This is a genomic window from Streptomyces morookaense (genome assembly GCF_013030945.1).
Classification (GTDB): domain Bacteria; phylum Actinomycetota; class Actinomycetes; order Streptomycetales; family Streptomycetaceae; genus Streptomyces; species Streptomyces morookaensis.
Genome location: NZ_JABBXF010000039.1, coordinates 101,169 through 124,762, shown reverse-complemented (window position 1 = coordinate 124,762; position 23,594 = coordinate 101,169). Strand labels below are relative to the sequence as shown.

Sequence of the window (23,594 nt, the reverse complement as noted above, 5' to 3'; positions counted from 1 at the left end):
CTCCCCCACTGACGGCACCCGGCCCACGCCGGCCCCGCCGGGCAGTCACCGGAACCGGGGGGGGGGCGGGGGTGCCCCCGCCCGCGCCCCGCCCCTCACTTCTCCGCAATCACCACCGCAGAAGCAACCCCCGCGTCGTGGCTCAGCGACACATGCCACGACGTCACCCCCAGCGCCTCCGCCCGTGCCGCCACCGTGCCGGTGACGACCAGACGCGGTCGGCCGCTGTCCTCCGCCACCACCTCCGCGTCCGTCCACAGCAGGCCCGCCGGGGCGCCCAGGGCCTTGGCCAGGGCCTCCTTGGCCGCGAAGCGGACCGCGAGCGAGGCGGTGCCCCGGCGTTCGCCGCTCGGCAGGTACAGCTCGCGCTCCACGAACAGGCGCTCCGCCATGCCGGGGGTGCGCTCCAGCGCCGCGCCGAAGCGCTCGATCTCTGCCACGTCGATACCGACTCCGACGATCATTCGACCGTCACCGACTTCGCCAGGTTGCGCGGCTGGTCCACCTCGTTGCCGCGGGCCGTCGCGAGCTCGCAGGCGAAGACCTGGAGCGGGACGGTCGCGACGAGCGGCTGCAGCAGCACCGGGGTCGCCGGGATCTCGATCAGGTGGTCCGCGTACGGGCGCACCGCCTCGTCGCCGCGCTCCGCGATCACGATGGTGCGGGCGCCGCGGGCCCGGATCTCCTGGATGTTGGAGACGATCTTGTCGTGCAGGACCGACCGGCCGCGCGGCGACGGCACCACGACCACCACCGGCAGGTCCTCCTCGATCAGCGCGATCGGACCGTGCTTCAGCTCGCCCGCCGCGAAGCCCTCGGCGTGCATATACGCCAGCTCCTTCAGTTTCAGTGCGCCCTCCAGGGCGACCGGATAGCCGACGTGCCGGCCCAGGAACAGCACGGTCCCCTTGTCCGCCAGCGAGCGCGCCAGTTCGCGCACCGGCTCCATCGTCTCCAGGACCTCGTCCACCTGTGTGGCGATGTCCGACAACTCCCGTACCACGGACCGGACTTCGTCACCCCACTTGGTGCCGCGCACCTGCCCCAGATACAGCGCCACCAGGTAGCAGGCCACCAGTTGCGTCAGGAACGCCTTCGTCGAGGCGACGGCCACCTCCGGGCCGGCGTGCGTGTACAGCACGGCATCCGATTCCCGCGGAATCGTCGAGCCGTTCGTGTTGCAGATCGCCAGCACCTTCGCACCCTGCTCGCGCGCGTGCCGCAGCGCCATCAGCGTGTCCATCGTCTCGCCGGACTGCGAGATGGCGATCACCAGCGTCCGCTGGTCGAGAATCGGATCGCGGTAACGGAACTCGCTCGCCAGCTCCGTCTCGCACGGGATGCGCGTCCAGTGCTCGATCGCGTACTTGGCGATCAGCCCGGCGTGGTACGCCGTGCCGCATGCCACGATCACGACCTTGTCGACCTCCCGCAGCACCGGGCCGGGGATCCGCACCTCGTCCAGCGACAGCGACCCGGCCGCGTCGATCCGGCCCAGCAGCGTGTCCGCGACGGCCTTCGGCTGCTCGGCGATCTCCTTGAGCATGAAGTAGTCGTAGCCGCCCTTCTCCGCGGCCGAGGCGTCCCAGTCGACGTGGTACGGCCGGACCTCCGCGTCCTTGCCCTCGAAGGTGGTGACCGTCACCGTCACGTCCAGGCTGTCCCGGCGGAGCTCGACCACCTGGTCCTGGCCGAGCTCGATCGCTTCCCGGGTGTGGGCGATGAAGGCCGCGACGTCCGAGGCCAGGAAGGCCTCTCCGTCCCCCACGCCCACCACCAGCGGGGAGTTGCGGCGGGCGCCCACCACCACGTCCGGGTCGTCCGCGTGCACCGCGACCAGCGTGAACGCGCCCTCCAGGCGGCGGCACACCTGCCGCATGGCCTCGGCCAGGTCGCCGCAGGAGGAGAAGGCCTCCGAGAGCAGATGGGAGACGACCTCGGTGTCCGTCTCCGAGACCAGCACATGACCGCGCTCGGCGAGCTCGGCGCGCAGCGCGGCGAAGTTCTCGATGATGCCGTTGTGGACGACCGCGACCCGGCCCGGATTGTCCAGGTGGGGGTGGGCGTTGGCATCGTTGGGCGCGCCGTGCGTGGCCCAGCGCGTGTGGCCGATGCCGGTGGGCCCTGACGGCAGCGGGCGGGCGGCGAGCTCCTTCTCCAGATTGGCGAGCTTGCCGGCCTTCTTCGCGGCCGCGAGCCCGCCGTCGGCCGGCACTGCCACACCGGCCGAGTCATAGCCGCGGTACTCCAGCCGCCGCAGCCCGGCGAGGACGACGTCGAGGGCGCACTGCCCTCCCACATACCCAACGATTCCGCACATGGAGTGCAGCGTACGGCTCCCGCCTCAACGTCCGCGCTCGATCCTGTAGATGGCCTCCTGGACCAGCTCCAGGTACTCGACCTCCTCGCAGCGCGGCTTGCTGCCCAGCACATACCGGTCCAGACAGTCGCCGAGCTCCTGCCCCAGGTCCTCCTCCGGCAGCTCGGCGGAGAGCTCGCCGCGCACCCGGTCGGCGAATACCTCACGGGCGGCCACGGTGCCACGCCCGGAGCGGCGGAACGCACGCCGGACCGAGTAGCGCAGATGGCGGTGTACGAGACGGAGAACGAACACGGGAGCCTCGCGCGGGGTGCGGAACCGGACCGGACGACGGAACAGGCTGCACAGACGGCACAGCAGGACGGGAACGTATTCCTGACCCGCGAGTAAGTACAGGCTCCCGGCCGAACTTCACCCACCGGCACCACACACGGCCCCGGTGTCGCCGGCGCCACACACCCCCGAGGTGATCACCGCCCGTGGCCCCCGCAGAATGGGGGCCGTGCCGACCACCACAGAGCAGCCGCAGCCCTCACCCCAGCGACGGCGTGCGGACTCCTCGCCCTTCGTCGACCTCACCCGGGCCGAGTGGAGCGCGCTGCGCGAGAACACGCCGCTGCCGCTCACCGCCGCCGAGGTCGAGGCGCTGCAGGGACTCGGCGACGTCATCGACCTCGACGAGGTCCGCGACATCTACCTGCCGCTCTCCCGGCTGCTCAACCTCTACGTGGGCGCCACCGGACAGCTGCGCGGCGCGCTCAACACCTTCCTCGGCGAGAAGGGGGCCCAGCGCGGCACGCCCTTCGTCATCGGGGTCGCCGGCAGCGTGGCGGTCGGCAAGTCGACCACGGCCCGGCTGCTGCGCGCCCTCCTCGCCCGCTGGCCCGAGCACCCGCGGGTGGAACGGGTCACCACGGACGGCTTCCTGCTGCCCAACGCCGAGCTGCAGGCGCGCGGCCTGATGTCCAGGAAGGGCTTCCCGGAGTCCTACGACCGGCGGGCGCTGACACGGTTCGTCGCGGACGTGAAGGCCGGCAAGGAGGAGGTCTCGGCGCCGGTCTACTCGCACCTGACCTACGACATCGTGCCGGGCGAGCGGCTGACCGTGCAGCGCCCCGACATCCTGATCGTCGAGGGCCTCAACGTCCTCCAGCCGGCCCAGCCCGGCAAGGACGGCCGGACCAGGGTCGGGCTCGCCGACTTCTTCGACTTCAGCGTGTACGTGGACGCGCGGGCCGAGGACATCGAGCAGTGGTACTACCACCGCTTCAGGAAGCTGCGGGCCACGGCGTTCCAGGACCCGGACTCGTACTTCCGGCGCTACACGGAGGTGTCGGAGGAGGAGGCGCTGGACTACGCGCGCCGGAACTGGCGGACCATCAACAAGCCCAACCTCCTGGAGAACGTCGCCCCGACGCGGGGCCGTTCGAACCTGATCCTGCGCAAGGGGCCGGACCACAAGGTGCAGCGGCTTTCGCTGCGCAAGCTGTAGCGCCCCGAAGGGGCGCTGGGGGTACCCCCAGCGGTAGCTGGGGGAGGAACTGCGCGACCAGCCCCCACCGGCCCGCAGCCGAAGCACCGCCCCAGGGGTCCGGGGCGCAGCCCCGGGGACCTCGGCTGCGGACACGTCGTGGCTGATCGCGCAGTTCCCCGCGCCCCTTCGGGGCGCCGGACAAGCTCTGGCTAGCCCAGCGCGGACTTCACCACATCGGCCAACCGCTGCGCGATGGCGCGCGCCTGCTCGATGTCGGCGGCCTCGACCATGACGCGCACCAGCGGCTCCGTGCCGGACGACCGCAGCAGCACCCGCCCGGTCGCGCCGAGCTCCAGCTCCGCCGTCTTCACGGCCTCCGCCAGCTCCTCCGAGGTGGCGACCCGCGACTTGTCGACGTCGCGCACGTTGACGAGCACCTGCGGCAGCCGCTCCATCACGCCCGCCAGCTCCGCGAGCGAACGGCCCGTGGCGGCGACGCGGGCCGCCAGCATCAGGCCGGTCAGCGTGCCGTCGCCGGTCGTCGCGTGGTCCAGGACGATGACGTGGCCGGACTGCTCGCCGCCGAGGGCGAAGCCGTTCGCCTTCATCTCCTCCAGGACGTAGCGGTCGCCGACCGCGGTCTGGACGAGGTCGATGCCCTCGCGCTCCATGGCCAGCTTGAAGCCCAGGTTCGACATGACCGTCGCGACGATCGTGTTCTTGCGCAGCGACCCGGCGTCGCGCATGGCGAGGCCCAGGACGGCCAGGATCTGGTCGCCGTCGACCTCGTCGCCCTTGGCGTCCACGGCCAGGCAGCGGTCGGCGTCGCCGTCGTGCGCCACACCCAGGTCGGCGCCGTGCTCGACGACGGCGGCGCGCAGCTTGGCCAGGTGCGTGGAGCCGCACTCGTGGTTGATGTTGAGGCCGTCCGGCTCGGTGCCGATGGTGACGACCTCGGCGCCGGCCCGTGCGAACGCCTCGGGCGAGACCCGGGCCGCGGCACCGTGGGCGCCGTCGATGACGACCTTGAGCCCGTCGAGGCGGTTCGGGAGGACGCCGATCAGGTGGGCGACGTAGTTGTCGAAGCCCTGGTCGTAGTCGCGGACCCGGCCGACACCGGCGCCGGTGGGCCGGTCCCAGGGCTCGCCGGAGGCGTGGGCCCGGTAGGTCTGCTCGATGCGGTCCTCGAGCTCGTCGGCGAGCTTGTGGCCGCCGCGGGCGAAGAACTTGATGCCGTTGTCGGGCATCGCGTTGTGGCTGGCGGAGAGCATCACGCCGAGGTCGGCGCCGAGGGCCCCGGTGAGGTAGGCGACCGCGGGCGTGGGCAGCACGCCCACCCGCAGGACGTCCACGCCCGCACTGGCCAGTCCCGCCACCACGGCGGCCTCCAGGAACTCCCCGGACGCACGCGGATCACGGCCGACCACCGCCACCGGGCGATGGCCCTCGAAGGTACCCGCCTCGGCGAGCACATGCGCCGCCGCGACCGACAGGCCGAGCGCGAGCTCCGCCGTCAGATCGGCGTTGGCGACACCGCGCACACCGTCCGTACCGAAGAGTCGTCCCACTGGTGTCCTCCGAAAACACTGGAGTGCGGGGTCCGTGCGCGGACCCCCGAACGTGAAGGTGTCGAGCCCGGGGCCAGGGCGTTTCCTCCAGGTATACGCCCCGGGCCGCCAATGGCCGAACGCCCCGGCGGCACATTTCGTGCCGCCGGGGCGTTCGGGCAGTGCAGCGAAGCCGCGGTTTAGCGCTTGCTGTACTGCGGAGCCTTGCGGGCCTTCTTCAGACCGGCCTTCTTGCGCTCGACCGCACGGTCGTCACGCGAGAGGAAGCCGGCCTTCTTCAGCGGGCCGCGGTTGTTGTCGATGTCGGCCTCGTTGAGGGCGCGGGCCACACCGAGGCGCAGGGCGCCGGCCTGGCCGGACACGCCGCCACCCGCGATGCGGGCGATGACGTCGTAGCGGTCGTCGAGCTCGAGCACCTTGAAGGGCTCGTTGACTTCCTGCTGGTGCACCTTGTTGGGGAAGTAGTCCTCAAGGGTGCGGCCGTTGATCTTCCACTTGCCGGTGCCCGGAACGATCCGGACACGGGCGATGGCGTTCTTGCGACGGCCCAGGCCGGCGGCCGGCTGGGGCTCGCCGAAGCGGGAGGCGAGGGACTCGGAGGTGTACTCCGACTCGACGACCTCGGTCTCCGTGGTGTACTCCTCGACGCCCTCGACCGGCATCTCGGCGGTGGTCTCAGCCACTGATTCTCCTCAGACTTTCTGGTTCGGCGGTGGCCGGGACTCAGCCCTGCTTGACCTGGGTGATCTCGAACGGGACGGGCTGCTGGGCGGCGTGCGGGTGCTGGTCGCCCGAGTAGACCTTCAGCTTCGAGAGCATCTGACGGCCGAGGGAGTTCTTCGGCAGCATGCCCTTGACGGCCTTCTCGACGGCCTTCTCCGGGTTCTTGTCGAGCAGCTCGTCGTAACGGACGGAGCGCAGACCACCCGGGAAGCCAGAGTGGCGGTAGGCCATCTTCTGGGTCTTCTTGTTGCCGGACAGGTGAACCTTGTCGGCGTTGATGATGACGACGAAGTCACCCATGTCCATGTGCGGGGCATACACGGGCTTGTGCTTGCCACGCAGCAGGGAGGCAGCCGTGGAGGCGAGACGGCCCAGGACGACGTCCTGCGCGTCAATGATGTGCCACTGGCGCGTCACATCGCCGGGCTTGGGGCTGAACGTACGCACGGTCGTAGCCTTTTCTCAGTTGAGTGGGTCCTGACACGGTCCGCACAGGACAAGTCACACGGCAGTGGCCGCACCACGGGGACGCAACCCGCGTGCAGGCCGCCGGCAACCAGCCCGACGGACAAGCGTAAGGGCCCCTCGCGTGAGAACGACCAAGCCAATACGCATAACGAACCCACAGGGTACCTGCCGCCGCCCGGCAGGGTCAAAACGCGGCGGCGCACCTTATCGCTTGCGTACGACCCGGCCCTCTTCCCACACCGGCTCGGAGACCTCACGCACGACCCCATTCTCACCGAAGACCAGGAACCGGTCGAAGGCCCGCGCGAACCAACGGTCGTGCGTCACCGCCAGGACCGTGCCCTCATAGGCCTCCAGGCCCTCCTGCAGAGCCTCCGCGCTCTCCAGGTCCAGGTTGTCCGTCGGCTCGTCCAGCAACAGCGCCGTGGTCCCCGCCAGCTCCAGCAGCAGGATCTGACTGCACATCCCGGGGGACGACCCCCGGACCCCCGGCCGACCACACGACCGCCCCCGCAAGGCCCGGCCGGACGTCCTCACCGCTTCCTGGCCACCCGGCCCTCGTCCCACACCGGCTCCGGCACCTCCCGCACGCGACCGTCCGCACCGAAGACCAGGAACCGGTCGAAGGCCCGCGCGAACCAACGGTCGTGCGTCACCGCCAGGACCGTGCCCTCATAGGCCTCCAGGCCCTCCTGCAGAGCCTCCGCGCTCTCCAGGTCCAGGTTGTCCGTCGGCTCGTCCAGCAACAGCGCCGTGGTCCCCGCCAGCTCCAGCAGCAGGATCTGACTGCACATCCCGGGGGACGACCCCCGGACCCCCGGCCGACCACACGACCGCCCCCGCAAGGCCCGGCCGGACGTCCTCACCGCTTCCTGGCCACCCGGCCCTCGTCCCACACCGGCTCCGGCACCTCCCGCACGCGACCGTCCGCACCGAAGACCAGGAACCGGTCGAAGGCCCGCGCGAACCAACGGTCGTGCGTCACCGCCAGGACCGTGCCCTCATAGGCCTCCAGGCCCTCCTGCAGAGCCTCCGCGCTCTCCAGGTCCAGGTTGTCCGTCGGCTCGTCCAGCAACAGCGCCGTGGTCCCCGCCAGCTCCAGCAGCAGGATCTGGAAGCGCGCCTGCTGGCCGCCCGACAGGCGGTCGAAGTGCTGGTCGCCCTGGCGCTCCAGTTCGTAGCGGCGCAGCGCCGACATCGCGCCCCCGCGGTCCTTGGCGTGTTCCGTCCACAGGATGTCGACGAGCGTGCGGCCGAGGAGCTCGGGGTGGGCGTGGGTCTGGGCGAAGTGGCCGGGGACCACGCGGGCGCCCAGCTTCCACATCCCGCTGTGCGCCACGTCCTCCCCCGCCAGGAGGCGGAGGAAGTGCGACTTCCCCGAGCCGTTCGAGCCCAGGACGGCCACCCGCTCCCCGTAGAAGACCTCCAGGTCGAACGGCTGCATCAGGCCCGTGAGCTCCAGCTTTTCGCAGGTCACGGCCCGTACCCCGGTACGGCCGCCGCGCAGCCGCATCCGGATGTCCTGCTCGCGCGGCGGCTCCGGCGGCGGACCCGCCTCCTCGAACTTCCGCAGCCTGGTCTGGGCCGCCGCATAGCGGGAGGCCATCTCATGGCTGATGGCGGCCGCCTCGCGCAGGCTGATCACCAGCTTCTTCAGCTGGGCGTGCTTCTCGTCCCAGCGCCGCCGCAGCTCCTCGAAGCGGGCGAAGCGCTCCTTGCGCGCCTGGTGGTACGTGGCGAAGCCGCCGCCGTGCACCCAGACGTCGCTCCCGGCAGGGCCCGGCTCGACGCTGATGATCTTCTCGGCGGCACGGGCGAGCAGCTCACGGTCGTGGGACACGAAGAGCACCGTCTTCCGCGTCTCCCGCAGCCGCTCCTCCAGCCAGCGCTTGCCGGGGACGTCCAGATAGTTGTCCGGCTCGTCCAGCAGCAGCACCTCCTCCGGGCCGCGCAGCAGCGACTCCAGCACCAGCCGCTTCTGCTCGCCGCCGGACAGCGTGCGCACCTGGCGCCACTGCGCCTTCTCGTACGGGACACCCAGCGCGGCCATGGTGCACATGTCCCACACGGTCTCGGCCTCGTAGCCGCGCGCCTCGGCCCAGTCGGCGAGCGCCTGGGCGTACGCCATCTGCGCGGCCTCGTCGTCGACCGTCATGATCGCGTGCTCGGCCCGGTCCACCGCCCCGGCCGCGGCGCGGATGCGCGCCGGCGCCACGGAGACCAGCAGGTCCCGCACGGTGCGCTCGTCCCGCACGGACCCGACGAACTGCGGCATCACGCCCAGCCCGCCGCTCACCGTGACCGTGCCGCCGTGCGGCTGCAGCTCCCCGGAGACCAGCCGCAGCAGGGTCGTCTTGCCCGCACCGTTGGCCCCGACCAGGGCGACCGAGGCGCCCTCCCCGACCCGGAAGGAGACGTCGCCGAGCAACGCCCTGCCGTCCGGTAGGCCGTACTCGAGATGCGCCGCCTCCACATGTCCCATGTGCCGCATTCTCTCGGCCGACCGGCCCGTGTCCAAGCGGTTTACGATGCCGGACATGAGTTTTGGGCAGGGGGGGCCGTACGGGCCCGAAGGCGGCTCCGGACCGGCGACTCCGCAGTGGGGACCGCCACCGCCACCGTCCCCCATGCCCCCGCACCAGCCGCCGCCCTCGGCCGGCACCCCGGACTGGGCGCAGCTCGCCGACGCCACGGCCGCACGCAGCCGGCGCCGCAAGCTGCTGATCGTCGGCGGCGGCGTGCTCGGCGCGGGCGCCGTGGCCGCCATCGTGGCCACCGCCGTGGTCATGACGGGGAAGAACGACAAGGCCGACACGACGAGCGGCAGGCTGCCCAGCGCCTCCGCCTCCCCCGAGCCGACCTTCGCCCCGGTCGCGCCGCCGTCGCCGCCGGACCCGCGGGAGTTCATATCCAGCGCCGACAAGGACAAGGCGCCGCTCACCACACAGAGCTTCTTCCCGCAGGCCCAGCCGGTGATGAGCCCCGGCGCCGCCTACCGGCGGACCGCCACCGACACCGCCGCCGACTGCACCGACGCCGCCGAGGGCGGCCTGGGCCAGGTCCTGCAGGACAACGGCTGCCGCCAGGTGCTGCGGGCCACCTACGTGCGCGACGGCGTCGCCGTGACGGTCGGCGTGGCCGTCTTCGACACCAAGGCCGCCGCCGACAAGGCCAAGGACCAGTACACGGGCAACATCACCCCGCTGCCCGGCGACGACGGCACCGCCTTCTGCCGCGGGACCACGTGCCGCAACTCCGCGAACACGGAAGGGCGGTACGCGTACTTCACCGTCGCGGGCTACACGAACGGCGCCGCCGTCCCCGCCGACGACACCAAGGCCCTCGCCGCGGGCCGCGACGCAGGCGGCTACGTCTTCCGCCGCATCCTCGCGCGGGGCAGCGAACAGGCCGCGGCGTCGGTGCGCTCGAAGACGCCCGGGCACTGATCCTTGCAACGTGACCCAAGCCACAATGTAGGCTGCCCGGGCAACCCAAATCCCTCTCAACGGTCTTAACCGACGGTGGGGAGACCTCGACACCCGGGCCAGGGGGAAGGACGGACGCAGCGCCTGCAGCGCGCCGCGGACACACCGCCATGAAGATCTCTTTCCTTTTGCAGAACGCGTACGGCATCGGCGGCACCATCCGCTCGACGTTCAACGTCGCGAGCGCTCTCGCGGAGCGCCACGACGTGGAGATCGTCTCGGTCATCAGAAGCGGGAAGACGCCGAGGCTCGCCCTCCACCCCAAGGTCAGACTGGTCAACCTCATCGACCAGCGCCCGGACGAGGGCGCCGACCGCGACCACGAGCTGCTCGCGCAGGAGAGCGCGTACATCCCCCCGGTCGAGGCCAAGGGCGCGCACTTCAGCGCCCTCACCGACCAGCGCGTCGCCGAGCACCTGGCCCGCACCGACGCCGACGTCGTCATCGCCACCCGCCCCGGACTGGTGATGTACCTCGCCGAGTTCGGCACCGGCCGCTACCTGCGCATCGGCCAGGAGCACCGGATCTACGGCACCCACGAGCCGGCCATCCGCGCCTACCAGGACGCCTCCATCCCGCACCTGGACGCGCACACCACCGTCTCCGAGGCCGACGCGGCCACCCACCGGGAGCACTTCCCCGACGCCAAGACGAAGATCGTCTGCCTGCCCAACGGCGTACCCGCCTCCGAGGTCGAACAGGCCGACCCCGACGCCAAGCTCGTCGTCGCCGCCGGCAGGCTCATCCCCGTCAAGCGCTACGACCTGCTCGTCAAGGCCTGGGCCACCGTCGCCGCCGCGCACCCCGACTGGAAGCTGCGCCTCTACGGCCGCGGCCCCGAACAGGCCAAGCTGCGCGCGCAGATCGACCGCCTCGGACTCAACGAGTCGGTCACGCTCATGGGCGCCCACTCCCCCATCGAGACCGAGTGGGCCAAGGGCTCCATCGCCGCCGTGACCTCCCGCGAGGAGTCCTTCGGCATGACGATCGTGGAGGCCATGCACTGCGGCGTCCCCGTCGTCGCCACCGACTGCCCGCACGGCCCCGGCGAGATCATCACCCACGGCGAGGACGGCCTCCTCGTCCCCGTCGGCGACAGCGACGCCGTCGCCAAGGGCCTGCTCGAACTCATCGAGGACGACGGCCTCCGCCGCCGCATGGGCGAGGCCGCCCGCGCCTCCGCCCAGCGCTACTCCCCCGAACGCATCGCGGACGCCTACCTCGCCCTCATCGAGGACCTCCGCCGCGACCGCGGCGAGCGCACCGGCGCGTCCGGGACCGGCAGCACGTCCGTCCCGCTGCGCAAACTGCTGCGCCGCGCCGTCGGCAAGCTCGTCCGGCGGCCCGTGGCCAAGCCGGCGAAGCAGCCGGTGAAGAAGGTCCTCAAGGACATCGTCGTCCGCAAGCCGCTGCGCCCCGTGGCCTCCTGCCGCGTCGACGCCGACGGCAACATCCGGGTGTCCGTCGACGGCAGCGGCGTCTCCGGCGACAAGCTCACCCTCACCGTCACCCGCCGCCGCGAGGGCAAGCCCGTCGCCGTGCCGCTCACCCCGCCGGCGGGCGGCAGGGGCGGCCCCTGGACGGCCGTTCTGGACCGGCGCAAGCTCCGCCTGGGCGAAGGCCGTTGGGACCTGCACGTCGTGCGCGAGGAGGACCGCGCCCGCCGCCGCGTGGTCTCCCACCTCGCCGAGGGCAAGGGCCTCCTCACGGTGGAGCCGCTGCCCGACGCCCCGTTCACCTGGTGGGTGCCCTACCCGACCGTCGACGGCTACCTGGCGCTGCGCGCCTGGCACCGCCCGGCCCACGCCGAGGCGCGCAGCATCCGCACCGGCGAGGACGCGTTCACGGTCGAAGGCACCCTGCACGGCGCCGAGTTCGGCGACGGCGGCACGCCCGTCCTCGTCGGCACCCCGCGCACGGACAGCGCGGCCGAGGTCACGGTGGACGCCGAGGCCACCGGCAAGGCGGCATTCCGGGTCACCGTCCCGTACGAGCGGCTGAAGGCCGCCCGCGGCGGCGACGAGAGCACGACCTGGGACCTGGCCCTGGTGCCGGCCCCCGGGGCCGAGCCGGTCAGGCTGGGCCGGCTCGTCGGGGACATCGTCGACCGCAACAAGACCGACATCTACCCGACGATCGCGGGCGTCCACCCGTACTTCACGATGTCGAGCGACCTGGCCGTCAACCTGCCGTGAGGGCCCCGGCTCAGCAGCAGCCCGAACTGCCGGGATGGGGGTACCGCCCAGCGTCAGCCGGGAGAGTCCGCTTGTTGCGCGCTTCCCGGTTGCGGGCCGCCAGCTCGGAGTCGGCCGGGTAGCCGACCTCTTCGAGCGTCAGCCCGTGCGGCCGCACGACATGCACCGCCGAGTCCCGCACCCCCGCCGCCAGCACCTTGCCGGGCCAGTCGACCGGCCGGTGCCCGTCACCGACGAACAGCAGCGCGCCGACGAGCGACCGCACCATGTTGTGGCAGAAGGCGTCCGCCTTCACCGTCGCCGTGATGACGCCGGACGCGTCCCGCACCCAACTCAGCTGCTGCAGCGTACGGATGGTGGTGGCACCCTCGCGCTTCTTGCAGTACGCGGCGAAGTCGTGCTCGCCGACGAGCTTCTCCGCGGCGGCGTTCATCGCGTCGACGTCCAACGGCCAGTCGTGCCACAGGACATGACCACGCAACAGCGGGTCGACGCCGCCGTGATGGTCCGTCACCCGGTAGGCGTAACGCCGCCAGACCGCCGAGAACCGCGCGTTGAAACCGGCCGGCGCCTCCTCGGCCTTCCAGACCCGGACGTCGTGCGGGAGCCGTCCGGCCAATCGGCGCAGCAGCTTGTCCTGGTGCTCGGCCCACACCTCGGCCGGCAGATCGACGTGCGCGACCTGCCCGCGGGCGTGCACACCGGCGTCCGTCCGCCCGGCGACGGTCAGTTCGTACGTCTCGGACGAGCGCGTCACCGTCCGGATCGCGTCCTCCAGCTCGCCCTGGACCGTGCGCTGCCCCTCGCGCTGCTTGGCCCAGCCCGAGAAGTCCTTGCCGTCGTACGACAGGTCCAGCCGCACCCGGACCTTGCCGGGCTCCACCTCGTCACTCACCGCAGAATTTCCTTCCACAAATGCGGGACGGGCCCGCCCCCGAAAGGGGCGGGCCCGTCCTGACACACGATGTGCGTCAGGCGTCCTTCGACTCCTCGGCCGGAGCCTCGGCAGCAGCCTCGGACTCCTTGACCGCACGCTTGGTGGCGGCCTCGGCCTCGGCGACGGTCGCCTTCTTGGCGATCTCGCCCTCGACCAGCTCGATCACGGCCATCGGGGCGTTGTCGCCACGACGGTTGCCGATCTTGGTGATGCGGGTGTAGCCACCCGGACGCTCGGCGAAGCGCGGAGCGATCTCGGTGAAGAGGGTGTGGACGACGCCCTTGTCGGTGATCGTCTGCAGCACCTGGCGACGGTTGTGGATGTCGCCCTTCTTCGCCTTGGTGATCAGGCGCTCCGCGACCGGACGCAGGCGGCGGGCCTTGGCCTCGGTCGTGGTGATGCGGCCGTGCTCGAAGAGCGACTTGGCGAGGTTCGCCAGCATCAGCTTCTCGTGCGCGGCGCCGCCGCCGAGACGGGCACCCTTGGTGGGACGCGGCATGGTGTTTCTCCTAGGTGTCTGCCCCGGCCGTACCAGGTACCGGAGTCAGTATCCGAGCAGGCGGTCGCCTGTCGGAGACCCCGCGCCCCGAAGGGCGCGGGGAACTGCGCGGTCAGCCGAAGCGGACCTGCAGCCGAAGACCGATCAGTACTGCTCGGTCTCCACAAAACCCGCGTCCGCGTCGTCGTCGGCGCCAAACGCGTCGGCGGCGGCGGTCGGGTCGAATCCGGGCGGGCTGTCCTTGAGGGCCAGGCCCATGCCGGCCAGCTTCGCCTTGACCTCGTCGATCGACTTCGCACCGAAGTTGCGGATGTCGAGCAGGTCGGCCTCGGAACGGGCGACGAGCTCACCCACGGAGTGGATGCCCTCGCGCTTGAGGCAGTTGTAGGACCGAACGGTGAGCTCGAGCTCCTCGATCGGCAGCGCCAGGTCGGCGGCCAGGGCGGCGTCCGTCGGGGACGGGCCCATGTCGATGCCCTCGGCGTCGATGTTGAGCTCGCGGGCCAGACCGAACAGCTCGACCAGGGTCTTGCCGGCGGACGCCATGGCGTCGCGCGGGCGCATGGCCTGCTTGGTCTCGACGTCGACGATCAGCTTGTCGAAGTCGGTGCGCTGCTCGACACGGGTCGCCTCGACCTTGTAGGTGACCTTGAGAACCGGCGAGTAGATGGAGTCGACCGGGATACGGCCGATCTCCTGGCCCACCTGCTTGTTCTGGACGGCGGAGACGTAGCCGCGACCGCGCTCGACGGTCAGCTCCATCTCCAGCTTGCCCTTGGCGTTCAGGGTCGCCAGGACCAGGTCGGGGTTGTGCACCTCGACACCGGCCGGCGGGGCGATGTCGGCGGCGGTGACCAGACCCGGGCCCTGCTTGCGCAGGTACATCACGACCGGCTCGTCGTGCTCCGAGGAGACGACCAGCTGCTTGATGTTGAGGATGAGGTCGGTGACGTCCTCCTTGACGCCCGGCACGGTGGTGAACTCGTGCAGGACACCGTCGATGCGGATGGACGTGACCGCCGCACCCGGGATCGAGGAGAGGAGCGTACGACGCAGGGAGTTGCCGAGGGTGTAGCCGAAGCCCGGCTCCAGCGGCTCGATGACGAACCGGGAACGGAACTCGTCAACGACCTCTTCGGTGAGGGAGGGACGCTGAGCGATCAGCATGCGAAGGATCCTTCAGTCATGGACACCCACTATTTGATGTCCTGAGGTACTACAAGGGTACGGGCGGCACGGCTCCGAAGAGCCGTGCCGCCCACACCCTCAAGGCAACCGCGAAGCGGCCGACGCGTCAGACGCGACGACGCTTCGGCGGACGGCAGCCGTTGTGCGGGGTCGGGGTGACGTCCTGGATGGAGCCAACCTCGAGGCCGGTCGCCTGGAGCGAGCGGATGGCGGTCTCACGACCGGAACCCGGGCCCTTGACGAAGACGTCGACCTTGCGCATGCCGTGCTCCTGCGCGCGACGGGCAGCCGACTCGGCGGCCATCTGCGCGGCGAACGGGGTGGACTTGCGCGAGCCCTTGAAGCCGACGTGGCCGGCGGAGGCCCAGGAGATCACGTTGCCCGTGGGGTCGGTGATCGAAACGATGGTGTTGTTGAACGTGCTCTTGATGTGCGCGTGGCCGTGAGCGACGTTCTTCTTTTCCTTGCGGCGCACCTTCTTGGCAGCGCCCTGGCGTCCCTTGGGGGGCATTCGATTCTCCCGTGGAGGTGGTCGGTCCTACAGCGAAGACCGCTGGTGAGCGTCCGCTGAGGACTACTTCTTGCCCGGCTTCTTCTTGCCGGCGATGGCGCGACGCGGGCCCTTGCGGGTACGAGCGTTCGTGCTGGTGCGCTGGCCGTGGACGGGCAGGCCACGACGGTGGCGCAGACCCTGGTAGCAGCCGATCTCGACCTTGCGGCGGATGTCGGCCTGGACCTCGCGACGCAGGTCGCCCTCGGTCTTGATGTTGGCGTCCACGTACTCGCGGATCTTGACCAGGTCCTCCTCGGACAGGTCACGAACGCGGGTGTTCGGGTTCACACCGGTGTTGGCGAGGGTCTCCTTCGCCAGGGTGCGGCCGATGCCGAAGACGTAGGTGAGTGCGACCTCCACGCGCTTTTCACGCGGGATGTCGACACCGGAAACGCGTGCCATTGACTGGCTCCAGATGTTCGTCGGAGGTCTTCCACAAGACCGCTCCCAGGGGCCGTATCAGGTACCGGCTGGGTCCCCGGCCTCCGAGCCGGGGGTGTCGCCCTCCATCACAGAGAGGGACGGGTCCTGCGTATGTACGTATTGCTCGCGTCGCGCGAAGAAACTGCTGAAGTGCAGGTTCTGCGTCAGCCCTGGCGCTGCTTGTGGCGCAGGTTGTCGCAGATGACCATGACCCGGCCGTGGCGGCGGATCACCTTGCACTTGTCGCAGATCTTCTTGACGCTCGGCTTGACCTTCATGGGATGCAGGTTCTCCGGGTCAGTGCCTTCACCCCACGGGAGGCGGGGCTATGGGCAAGATCTACTTGTAGCGGTAGACGATCCGGCCGCGCGTCAGGTCGTACGGGGACAACTCCACCACGACCCGGTCGTCGGGAAGGATACGGATGTAGTGCATCCGCATCTTGCCGCTGATGTGCGCGAGGACCTTGTGACCGTTCTGGAGTTCCACCTTGAACATCGCGTTCGGCAGAGACTCGATCACGGTGCCCTCGATCTCGATGGCACCTTGCTTCTTGGCCACGCTTCGCCTTTCGAATCGGCTACCTTGATCGACTCCGTATTCGCACCCCCACGCGGAACGCGGGCATGCGGATAGACGAGAGCCGACGCGTCAGTCTACGTCAGTGAAACGGGAAAGCCTAATCGAGGGTGATACGTCCACCCGTCTTCCGGCTCACCGGCTTATGGACGGCGCCCCGCCCGGACGTCAGGCCAGCGGGTCAGGCGCGGCCGTGATGCCCATCGCGGCCAGCTTGGCGCGGCCGCCGTCCGGGGCCGTCAGGACCAGGGGGCCCTCCTCCGTGAGGGCGATGGAGTGCTCCCAGTGGGAGGACCAGGTCATGTCGTCCGTCAGGACGGTCCAGTCGTCCTCCAGGACATGCGTCTTCGCCGTCCCCAGGCTCACCATCGGCTCGATGGCGATGCAGAACCCCGGCACCAGCTTCGGCCCCTTGCCCCGCTTGCGGGACACGTAGTTCAGCAGGTGGGGGTCCATGTGCATCTCGGAGCCGATGCCGTGCCCGCCGTAGTCCTCGATGATCCCGTACTTGCCGCTCGCGGGACGCGGCTGGCGGCGGATGTAGCCCTCGATGGCCTTGGAGAGGTCGACCAGGCGGTTGCCGTTCTTCACGGCGGCGATGCCGGCCCACATGGACTCCTCGGTCACCCGGGAGAGCTCGATCAGCTCCGGGGCGTGACCGGAGCCCACGAAGGCCGTGAAGGCCGCGTCCGCGTGCCAGCCGTCGATGATCGCGCCGGCGTCGATCGAGATGATGTCGCCGTCCTTCAGGACGGTCTTCGTGTCCGGGATGCCGTGCACGACGACCTCGTTCACCGAGGTGCAGATGGTGGCGGGGAACCCGCCGTACCCCAGGAAGTTCGACTTGGCACCGTGCTCGGCGATCACCTTGCGGGCGACGTCGTCCAGGTCCTTGGTCGTGGCACCGGGCACGGCCGCCTCCCGGGTGGCCGCGTGGATGGCGGCGACGACCAGCCCCGCCTCGCGCATCTTCGCGATCTGCTGGGGGGTTTTGATCTCCACCATGTGGGGTGCCTTTCTCGGCTCTCGGTTGGCTGGGCGGAAACAACACTACGGCCGCGGTGCCCGCAAGGGCACCGCGGCCGTGTACAGACCGTGAGGGTCAGGAGCTGCGCTCCAGGGCGTCCATCGCCCGTCCGGTGACCTCGGCGACCTTGCCGAGGGCCGAGATCGTCACCACCAGGCCCTGGGCCTTGTAGTAGTCGATGATCGGCTCCGTCTGCGTGTGGTAGACCTCGAGCCGCTTGCGGACGGTGTCCTCGCTGTCGTCGTCGCGCTGGTACAGCTCGCCGCCGCAGACGTCGCACACGCCGTCCTGCTTCGGGCGGCTGTAGGTGACGTGGAAGACGTGGCTGGAGTCGTTCCGGCAGATCCGGCGGCCGGCGATGCGCTTGACCACCTCGTCCTCCGGGACCTCCAGGTCCAGCACGGCGTCCAGCTTCACGCCGTCCGCCTGGAGGGCCTCGTCGAGGGCCTCGGCCTGGGCGACGTTCCGCGGGAAGCCGTCGAGCAGGAAGCCGTTCTCGGCATCCGGCTGGTTCATCCGGTCGCGGGCCATCCCGATGGTGACCTCGTCCGGGACCAGCTGGCCCGCGTCCATGTAGCCCTTGGCCCGCAGGCCCAGCTCCGTGCCCTGGCTGATGTTCGCCCGGAACAGGTCACCCGTCGAGATGTGCGGGATCGCGAGATTCTTGGCGAGGTACGCGGCCTGCGTACCCTTGCCGGCGCCGGGCGGCCCGACGAGGACGATTCGCATCAGCGGAGGAACCCTTCGTAGTTGCGCTGCTGAAGCTGGCTCTCGATCTGCTTCACAGTCTCCAGACCGACACCCACGATGATCAGGATGCTGGTTCCCCCGAACGGGAAGTTCTGGTTTGCGTTGAGTGTGACCAGTGCCACGGTCGGCACCAGCGCAATCAAGCCCAGGTACAGCGAGCCAGGCCACGTGATGCGGTTCAGCACGTAGCTCAGATACTCCGCGGTGGGTCGGCCGGCCCGGATGCCCGGGATGAAGCCACCATACTTCTTCATATTGTCCGCAACTTCTTCGGGGTTGAAGGAGATGGCGACGTAGAAGAAGGCGAAGAAAACGATCAGCAGGAAGTACGTGACGATGTAGACGGGGTGGTCGCCCTTGACCAGGTTGGTCTGCACCCACGTCGCCCAGCCCGCCTTGGAGCCGGTGAACTGCACCAGCAGAGCCGGGATGTAGAGGAGCGACGAGGCGAAGATGACGGGGATCACACCCGCCTGGTTCACCTTGAGCGGGATGTAGGTGGACGTACCGCCGTACGAACGGCGGCCGATCATGCGCTTCGCATACTGCACGGGGATCCGGCGCTGGGCCTGCTCGACGAAGACGACGAGCGCGACCATGGCCAGACCGCAGAGGATCACCAGGCCGAACTCCAGCCAGCCGCCCATCAGCTTGCCCTGCATCTTGATGCCCCACAGGGCGCCCGGGAAGCCGGCGGCGATGGAGGTGAACATCAGGATCGACATGCCGTTGCCGATGCCGCGGTCGGTGATGAGCTCACCGAGCCACATGATCAGGCAGGTGCCGGCGGTCATCGTGATGACCATCGTGATCGTGGTGAAGATCGAGTGGTTCGGCACGATCTGGTTGCCGACGGGGCAACTCCCGAACAGCGCACCGGTGCTGGCAGTGGCCACGAGTCCGGTGCCCTGGAGGACGGCGAGCGCGACGGTCAGATAACGCGTGTACTGCGTGATCTTGGTCTGGCCGCTCTGCCCCTCCTTCTTGAGGGCTTCCAGGCGTGGGATCACGACCGTGAGCAGCTGCAGGATGATGCTCGCCGTGATGTAGGGCATGATGCCGAGCGCGAAGATCGTGACCTGCAGCAGTGCACCACCGCTGAACATGTTCACGAGGCCGAAAAGGCTCTGGCCGCTCTTGGCCTGGTCGAGGCACGTCTGGACGTTGCGGTAGTCGACGCCCGGCACGGGGACATGTGCCCCGAGCCTGAAGAGCACCATGATGCCCAGCGTGAACAGTAGCTTCTTGCGCAGGTCGGGCGTCTTGAACGCCCGGGCGAACGCGGTGAGCACGGTGCCTCCTGCGCCTCTCACGCAGCCACGCGAGAGGTGACGGTCTTGAGGATCGACGAATACAAATCGGTCAAAGTCCGTACGGAAGCAGGCCGCACGGAGGTTAACAGCAGTGCACGCCACCTTACCGGCGACCGTGCCCCCCTTGGAACGACCAACCGGGGATGCCCCGTTATGGGACATCCCCGGTTGTCAGATCAACGAACTCAGATGAGCTCGGTGACGGTGCCGCCGGCGGCGGCGATCTTCTCCTTGGCGGAGCCGGAGACGGCGTCGACCGTCACCTGCAGCGCCACGGAGATCTCGCCCTGGCCAAGGACCTTGACGAGCTCGTTCTTGCGAACAGCGCCCTTGGCGACCAGACCGGCCACCGTGACCTCGCCACCCTGCGGGTAGAGCTCGGCCAGCTTGTCCAGGTTCACGACCTGGAACTGCTTGTGGGCGGGGTTCTTGAAGCCCTTCAGCTTCGGGAGGCGCATGTGGAGCGGCATCTGGCCACCCTCGAAGCGCTCCGGAACCTGGTAACGGGCCTTCGTACCCTTGGTACCGCGACCAGCCGTCTTACCCTTCGACGCCTCACCACGACCCACACGGGTCTTGGCGGTCTTGGCGCCCGGGGCGGGACGGAGGTTGTGGACCTTCAGCGGGTTCTGCTCCGCCATGTCAGTCGACCTCCTCGACCGTCACGAGGTGGCGGACGGTGTGCACCATGCCGCGGATCTCGGGGCGGTCCTCCTTGACAACCACGTCGTTCAGGCGCTTGAGCCCGAGCGAACGCAGGGTGTCGCGGTGGTTCTGCTTGCTGCCGATGTAGGACTTGACCTGCGTGACCTTGAGACGAGCCATTACGCGCTCACCCCTGCACGCGCCCGCAGCAGAGCGGCGGGGGCGACGTCCTCGAGCGGCAGACCACGACGGGCGGCGATCTCCTCGGGCCGCTGCAGGCCCTTGAGCGCCTCCACCGTGGCGTGCACGATGTTGATCGGGTTCGAAGAACCGAGCGACTTCGACAGGATGTCGTGGATGCCGGCGCACTCGAGCACCGCACGCACCGGGCCACCGGCGATAACACCGGTACCGGGGGTGGCGGGCTTGAGCAGAACGACACCGGCCGCCTTCTCACCCTGGATGGGGTGGGGGATGGTGCCCGCGATGCGGGGGACACGGAAGAAGTTCTTCTTGGCCTCTTCCACGCCCTTGGCGATGGCCGCGGGAACTTCCTTGGCCTTGCCGTAACCGACACCCACGGTGCCCTCGCCGTCACCCACCACGACCAGCGCGGTGAAGCTGAAGCGACGGCCACCCTTGACAACCTTGGCGACGCGGTTGATCGCGACTACGCGCTCAACGTACGCGGTCTTCTCGGCGGCAGCGCCACCGTCACGGCCCTTCCGGTCCCGCCGCTCGCCGCCACCGGCGCCGCCACCGCGGCGCTGGGGTCCAGCCATTGGAATTACCTCTCTCTGTTACGTCCGCTAGCTCCGGAACCGGGGCTTAGAACTTCAGCCCGGCTTCGCGGGCGGCGTCAGCCAGAGCGGCGATGCGCCCGGCGTACTGGTTGCCACCGCGGTCGAACACGACGGCCTCGACACCGGCGGCCTTGGCACGCTCGGCGACCAGGGCGCCAACCTTCTTGGCCTGGGCGCCCTTGTCGCCCTCGCCACCACGGATCGACGCGTCCAGGTGCGACGCCGACGCCAGGGTGTGACCCTTGAGGTCGTCGATGACCTGAGCGGTGATGCCACGGTTGGTACGCGTCACCACAAGACGGGGGCGCTCAGCCGTACCCGAGATGTTCTTACGGATGCGGATGTGACGGCGCTGCTTGGCGGCACGCTTGTAGGCGTCGCCCTTAGCAATCTTGACACCGTATGCCATGGCTTACTTACCAGCCTTTCCGACCTTGCGGCGGATGACCTCGCCCGCGTACTTGACGCCCTTGGCCTTGTACGGGTCGGGCTTCCGCAGCTTGCGGATGTTCGCGGCGACCTCGCCGACCTTCTGCTTGTCGATGCCCTCGACAGACAGCTTGGTCGGGGACTCCACCTTGAAGGTGATGCCCTCGGGAGCCTCGACCAGGATCGGGTGGCTGTAGCCCAGGGCGAACTCCAGGTTGGAGCCCTTCGCCTGGACGCGGTAACCGACACCGCTGATCTCGAGGTTCTTGCTGTAACCCTGGGTCACGCCGGTGATCATGTTCGCCACCAGCGTGCGGGACAGGCCGTGCAGGGCCTTGTTCTGACGCTCGTCGTTGGGACGGGTCACCTGAAGGGTGCCGTCCTCGCCCTTGACGATCTCGATGGGCGCGGCAACGGTGTGGGTCAGGGTGCCCTTGGGGCCCTTCACCTGGACCGTGCGGCCATCGATGGTGACGTCCACACCAGCGGGAACCTGGATGGGGAGCTTGCCGATTCGCGACATTGGCTTTTCCTCCGTTCCCGATTACCAGACGTAGGCGAGGACTTCCCCACCCACGCCCTTCTTGCTGGCCTGCTGGCCGGTCAGGAGACCGTGGGACGTGGAGATGATCGCCACGCCCAGGCCGCCGAGGACCTTCGGCAGGTTGGTGGACTTTGCGTAGACCCGCAGGCCCGGCTTCGAAATCCGCTTGATGCCCGCGATGGAGCGCTCACGGTTCGGGCCGAACTTCAGGTCGATGACGAGGGACTTGCCGACCTCGGCGTCCTCGACCTTCCAGCCGGCGATGTAGCCCTCCTGCTGCAGGATCTCGGCGATGTGCGCCTTGATCTTGCTGGCAGGCATGGCCACGGAGTCGTGGTACGCCGAGTTCGCGTTCCGCAGACGGGTCAGCATGTCTGCGATCGGATCGGTCATGGTCATGTTTGGCCTTCGGCCTCTCTCGCCGGGGTTTCCTATCTGCGCCATCCCTCTCCCCGAACAGTGTCGGGACGGGTGCGGCGCGGGGACCTACGGCGTAGTAAGACGGTCATGGGCGGCGGGCACCCAACCCTTCAACTCTACGTGAGTCGGGGCTGGGCCCCCGCCGTCCTTGATGCTTACCGAGAGCCCTGGTCAACCCAAGTGGGTTGTTACCAGGAGCTCTTGGTCACGCCCGGCAGCTCGCCACGGTGAGCCATCTCACGAAGGCACACGCGGCAGAGGCCGAACTTGCGGTAGACGGAGTGCGGGCGGCCGCAGCGGTTGCAGCGGGTGTACGCGCGAACCGAGAACTTCGGCTTGCGAGCGGCCTTGGCAATCAGAGACTTCTTCGCCACGGTCAGTTCTCCTTGAAGGGGAAGCCGAGGTGACGAAGCAGGGCGCGGCCCTCGTCGTCGTTCTTCGCCGTGGTCACCACGGTGATGTCCATGCCCCGGACCCGGTCGATCTTGTCCTGGTCGATCTCGTGGAACATGACCTGCTCCGTGAGACCGAAGGTGTAGTTGCCCCGACCGTCGAACTGCTTGGGGGAGAGACCACGGAAGTCGCGGATGCGCGGCAGCGCGAGCGACAGGGTGCGGTCCAGGAACTCCCACATGCGGTCGCCACGGAGGGTGACGTGGGCACCGATCGGCTGGCCCTCGCGCAGCTTGAACTGCGCGATGGACTTACGGGCCTTGGTGACGGCGGGCTTCTGACCGGTGATCGTGGTGAGGTCGCGGATGGCGCCCTCGATCAGCTTGGAGTCGCGGGCGGCGTCGCCCACACCCATGTTGACCACGATCTTGGTCAGGCCGGGAACCTGCATGACGTTCTCGTACGAGAACTCCTCACGCAGCTTGCCCGAGATCTCCTCGCGGTACTTCGTCTTGAGACGCGGAGTGGTAGCCATCAGATGTCCTCACCCGTCCGCTTGGCAACGCGGATCTTGTTGCCGTTCTCGTCGAAGCGGTAACCGACGCGAGTGACGACCTTCTTGCCGTCCTTCTCCACGATCAGCTGAACGTTGCTGACGTGGATCGGGGCCTCGGTGGTCACGATGCCGCCGGTCTTGGAACCACGGGCGGTCTGGCCGGCCTTGGTGTGCTTCTTGACCCGGTTGACACCCTCGACGAGGACGCGGTTCTCAGCGGGCATGGCCTGAACGACCTTGCCCTGCTTGCCCTTGTCCTTGCCGGTGATGACCTGAACCAGGTCGCCCTTCTTGATCTTCAT

Annotated in this window: 29 protein-coding genes and 2 pseudogenes; 3 read left to right on the top strand and 28 right to left on the bottom strand. The window is 69.3% G+C overall.

What is annotated here, in order from left to right; all coding sequences use genetic code 11:
- Positions 1 to 95: 95 nt before the first annotated feature.
- Genes HG542_RS18480 through HG542_RS18470 form a run of 3 tightly spaced genes read right to left on the bottom strand, consistent with a single transcriptional unit; the run spans position 96 to position 2,614 of the window.
- Positions 96 to 464, bottom strand: a complete 369-nt coding sequence (locus HG542_RS18480; protein WP_171082804.1) for a holo-ACP synthase — start codon at positions 462 to 464, stop codon at positions 96 to 98.
- Positions 461 to 2,320 (bottom strand): glutamine--fructose-6-phosphate transaminase (isomerizing), encoded by a 1,860-nt coding sequence (glmS, locus tag HG542_RS18475; protein WP_171082802.1) that lies wholly within the window; start codon positions 2,318 to 2,320, stop codon positions 461 to 463. Before glmS ends, HG542_RS18480 begins: the two co-directional genes overlap by 4 nt.
- 24 nt (positions 2,321 to 2,344) lie before the next feature.
- The gene (locus HG542_RS18470) at positions 2,345 to 2,614 is read right to left on the bottom strand and encodes a hypothetical protein (RefSeq protein ID WP_171082602.1); all 270 of its coding nucleotides are present in this window, start codon (positions 2,612 to 2,614) and stop codon (positions 2,345 to 2,347) included.
- A 208-nt stretch (positions 2,615 to 2,822) separates the two neighbouring features.
- On the opposite strand from HG542_RS18470, the gene coaA reads away from it, so the two are divergent.
- A complete protein-coding gene (coaA, locus tag HG542_RS18465; protein ID WP_171082801.1) occupies positions 2,823 to 3,812 on the top strand; it encodes a type I pantothenate kinase in 990 nt (329 codons plus the stop codon).
- 191 nt (positions 3,813 to 4,003) lie between these two features.
- Here coaA and glmM read toward each other — a convergent pair whose 3' ends face one another.
- From glmM to HG542_RS18435, 6 genes and pseudogenes are all read right to left on the bottom strand, one after another.
- On the bottom strand, positions 4,004 to 5,362 hold the full coding sequence (glmM, locus tag HG542_RS18460; RefSeq protein ID WP_171082799.1) for a phosphoglucosamine mutase: 1,359 nt from the start codon (positions 5,360 to 5,362) through the stop codon (positions 4,004 to 4,006).
- Positions 5,363 to 5,541: 179 nt separating this feature from the next.
- On the bottom strand, positions 5,542 to 6,045 hold the full coding sequence (rpsI, locus tag HG542_RS18455; protein ID WP_171082798.1) for a 30S ribosomal protein S9: 504 nt from the start codon (positions 6,043 to 6,045) through the stop codon (positions 5,542 to 5,544).
- A 40-nt stretch (positions 6,046 to 6,085) separates the two neighbouring features.
- Positions 6,086 to 6,532: a 50S ribosomal protein L13 gene (gene rplM, locus HG542_RS18450; protein ID WP_171082795.1), complete on the bottom strand. Its 447-nt coding sequence runs from the start codon at positions 6,530 to 6,532 to the stop codon at positions 6,086 to 6,088.
- Positions 6,533 to 6,757: 225 nt separating this feature from the next.
- Positions 6,758 to 7,009, bottom strand: a pseudogene (locus HG542_RS18445) (ABC transporter ATP-binding protein); the annotation flags it as partial.
- 77 nt (positions 7,010 to 7,086) lie between these two features.
- Positions 7,087 to 7,338: pseudogene (locus HG542_RS18440) on the bottom strand (ABC transporter ATP-binding protein); the annotation flags it as partial.
- Between the two features lie 77 nt (positions 7,339 to 7,415).
- Positions 7,416 to 9,035, bottom strand: coding sequence for an ABC-F family ATP-binding cassette domain-containing protein (locus tag HG542_RS18435; RefSeq protein ID WP_171082794.1), 1,620 nt, complete (start codon positions 9,033 to 9,035; stop codon positions 7,416 to 7,418).
- A gap of 145 nt (positions 9,036 to 9,180) precedes the next feature.
- On the opposite strand from HG542_RS18435, the gene HG542_RS18430 reads away from it, so the two are divergent.
- Positions 9,181 to 9,999 (top strand): hypothetical protein, encoded by an 819-nt coding sequence (locus HG542_RS18430; RefSeq protein WP_171082792.1) that lies wholly within the window; start codon positions 9,181 to 9,183, stop codon positions 9,997 to 9,999.
- 149 nt (positions 10,000 to 10,148) lie between these two features.
- Complete coding sequence (locus tag HG542_RS18425) at positions 10,149 to 12,233, top strand: glycosyltransferase (protein WP_171082790.1); 2,085 nt, start codon at positions 10,149 to 10,151, stop codon at positions 12,231 to 12,233.
- Between the two features lie 10 nt (positions 12,234 to 12,243).
- Here HG542_RS18425 and truA read toward each other — a convergent pair whose 3' ends face one another.
- The 19 genes from truA to rplX all read right to left on the bottom strand — a co-directional run bounded on the left by truA (position 12,244) and on the right by rplX (position 23,594).
- Positions 12,244 to 13,128: a tRNA pseudouridine(38-40) synthase TruA gene (truA, locus tag HG542_RS18420; protein WP_171082788.1), complete on the bottom strand. Its 885-nt coding sequence runs from the start codon at positions 13,126 to 13,128 to the stop codon at positions 12,244 to 12,246.
- Positions 13,129 to 13,204: 76 nt separating this feature from the next.
- Positions 13,205 to 13,669, bottom strand: coding sequence for a 50S ribosomal protein L17 (rplQ, locus tag HG542_RS18415; protein WP_171082786.1), 465 nt, complete (start codon positions 13,667 to 13,669; stop codon positions 13,205 to 13,207).
- A gap of 144 nt (positions 13,670 to 13,813) precedes the next feature.
- Positions 13,814 to 14,836, bottom strand: coding sequence for a DNA-directed RNA polymerase subunit alpha (locus tag HG542_RS18410; protein ID WP_004946635.1), 1,023 nt, complete (start codon positions 14,834 to 14,836; stop codon positions 13,814 to 13,816).
- A 127-nt stretch (positions 14,837 to 14,963) separates the two neighbouring features.
- A complete protein-coding gene (gene rpsK, locus HG542_RS18405) occupies positions 14,964 to 15,368 on the bottom strand; it encodes a 30S ribosomal protein S11 (protein WP_003948617.1) in 405 nt (134 codons plus the stop codon).
- Between the two features lie 63 nt (positions 15,369 to 15,431).
- A complete protein-coding gene (gene rpsM, locus HG542_RS18400) occupies positions 15,432 to 15,812 on the bottom strand; it encodes a 30S ribosomal protein S13 (protein ID WP_171082784.1) in 381 nt (126 codons plus the stop codon).
- A 185-nt stretch (positions 15,813 to 15,997) separates the two neighbouring features.
- Positions 15,998 to 16,111 carry a 50S ribosomal protein L36 gene (gene rpmJ / locus HG542_RS18395; RefSeq protein ID WP_003956441.1) on the bottom strand — a complete coding sequence of 38 codons (114 nt, stop codon included), beginning with the start codon at positions 16,109 to 16,111 and terminating at the stop codon, positions 15,998 to 16,000.
- A gap of 61 nt (positions 16,112 to 16,172) precedes the next feature.
- On the bottom strand, positions 16,173 to 16,394 hold the full coding sequence (gene infA / locus HG542_RS18390) for a translation initiation factor IF-1 (RefSeq protein WP_003956442.1): 222 nt from the start codon (positions 16,392 to 16,394) through the stop codon (positions 16,173 to 16,175).
- 186 nt (positions 16,395 to 16,580) lie between these two features.
- Positions 16,581 to 17,417: a type I methionyl aminopeptidase gene (map, locus tag HG542_RS18385; protein WP_171082782.1), complete on the bottom strand. Its 837-nt coding sequence runs from the start codon at positions 17,415 to 17,417 to the stop codon at positions 16,581 to 16,583.
- A 97-nt stretch (positions 17,418 to 17,514) separates the two neighbouring features.
- Positions 17,515 to 18,168 carry an adenylate kinase gene (locus HG542_RS18380; protein ID WP_171082780.1) on the bottom strand — a complete coding sequence of 218 codons (654 nt, stop codon included), beginning with the start codon at positions 18,166 to 18,168 and terminating at the stop codon, positions 17,515 to 17,517.
- On the bottom strand, positions 18,168 to 19,481 hold the full coding sequence (gene secY, locus HG542_RS18375; RefSeq protein WP_171082777.1) for a preprotein translocase subunit SecY: 1,314 nt from the start codon (positions 19,479 to 19,481) through the stop codon (positions 18,168 to 18,170). The genes HG542_RS18380 and secY overlap by 1 nt, the downstream gene beginning before the upstream one ends.
- Before the next feature lie 206 nt (positions 19,482 to 19,687).
- A complete protein-coding gene (rplO, locus tag HG542_RS18370; RefSeq protein ID WP_171082775.1) occupies positions 19,688 to 20,143 on the bottom strand; it encodes a 50S ribosomal protein L15 in 456 nt (151 codons plus the stop codon).
- A gap of 1 nt (position 20,144) precedes the next feature.
- The gene (gene rpmD, locus HG542_RS18365; protein WP_018558884.1) at positions 20,145 to 20,327 is read right to left on the bottom strand and encodes a 50S ribosomal protein L30; all 183 of its coding nucleotides are present in this window, start codon (positions 20,325 to 20,327) and stop codon (positions 20,145 to 20,147) included.
- Positions 20,327 to 20,929 (bottom strand): 30S ribosomal protein S5, encoded by a 603-nt coding sequence (rpsE, locus tag HG542_RS18360; protein WP_171082774.1) that lies wholly within the window; start codon positions 20,927 to 20,929, stop codon positions 20,327 to 20,329. The genes rpmD and rpsE overlap by 1 nt, the downstream gene beginning before the upstream one ends.
- A 46-nt stretch (positions 20,930 to 20,975) precedes the next feature.
- Positions 20,976 to 21,359 carry a 50S ribosomal protein L18 gene (gene rplR, locus HG542_RS18355; protein WP_171082772.1) on the bottom strand — a complete coding sequence of 128 codons (384 nt, stop codon included), beginning with the start codon at positions 21,357 to 21,359 and terminating at the stop codon, positions 20,976 to 20,978.
- Positions 21,360 to 21,362: 3 nt separating this feature from the next.
- Entirely contained in the window at positions 21,363 to 21,902 is a 540-nt protein-coding gene (gene rplF / locus HG542_RS18350; RefSeq protein WP_171082770.1) for a 50S ribosomal protein L6, read from the bottom strand.
- A 21-nt stretch (positions 21,903 to 21,923) separates the two neighbouring features.
- A complete protein-coding gene (gene rpsH / locus HG542_RS18345; RefSeq protein ID WP_121801998.1) occupies positions 21,924 to 22,322 on the bottom strand; it encodes a 30S ribosomal protein S8 in 399 nt (132 codons plus the stop codon).
- Between the two features lie 209 nt (positions 22,323 to 22,531).
- Positions 22,532 to 22,717, bottom strand: a complete 186-nt coding sequence (locus HG542_RS18340) for a type Z 30S ribosomal protein S14 (RefSeq protein ID WP_004946670.1) — start codon at positions 22,715 to 22,717, stop codon at positions 22,532 to 22,534.
- A 2-nt stretch (positions 22,718 to 22,719) separates the two neighbouring features.
- Complete coding sequence (rplE, locus tag HG542_RS18335; protein WP_373313215.1) at positions 22,720 to 23,274, bottom strand: 50S ribosomal protein L5; 555 nt, start codon at positions 23,272 to 23,274, stop codon at positions 22,720 to 22,722.
- Entirely contained in the window at positions 23,271 to 23,594 is a 324-nt protein-coding gene (gene rplX / locus HG542_RS18330) for a 50S ribosomal protein L24 (protein WP_171082768.1), read from the bottom strand. Before rplX ends, rplE begins: the two co-directional genes overlap by 4 nt.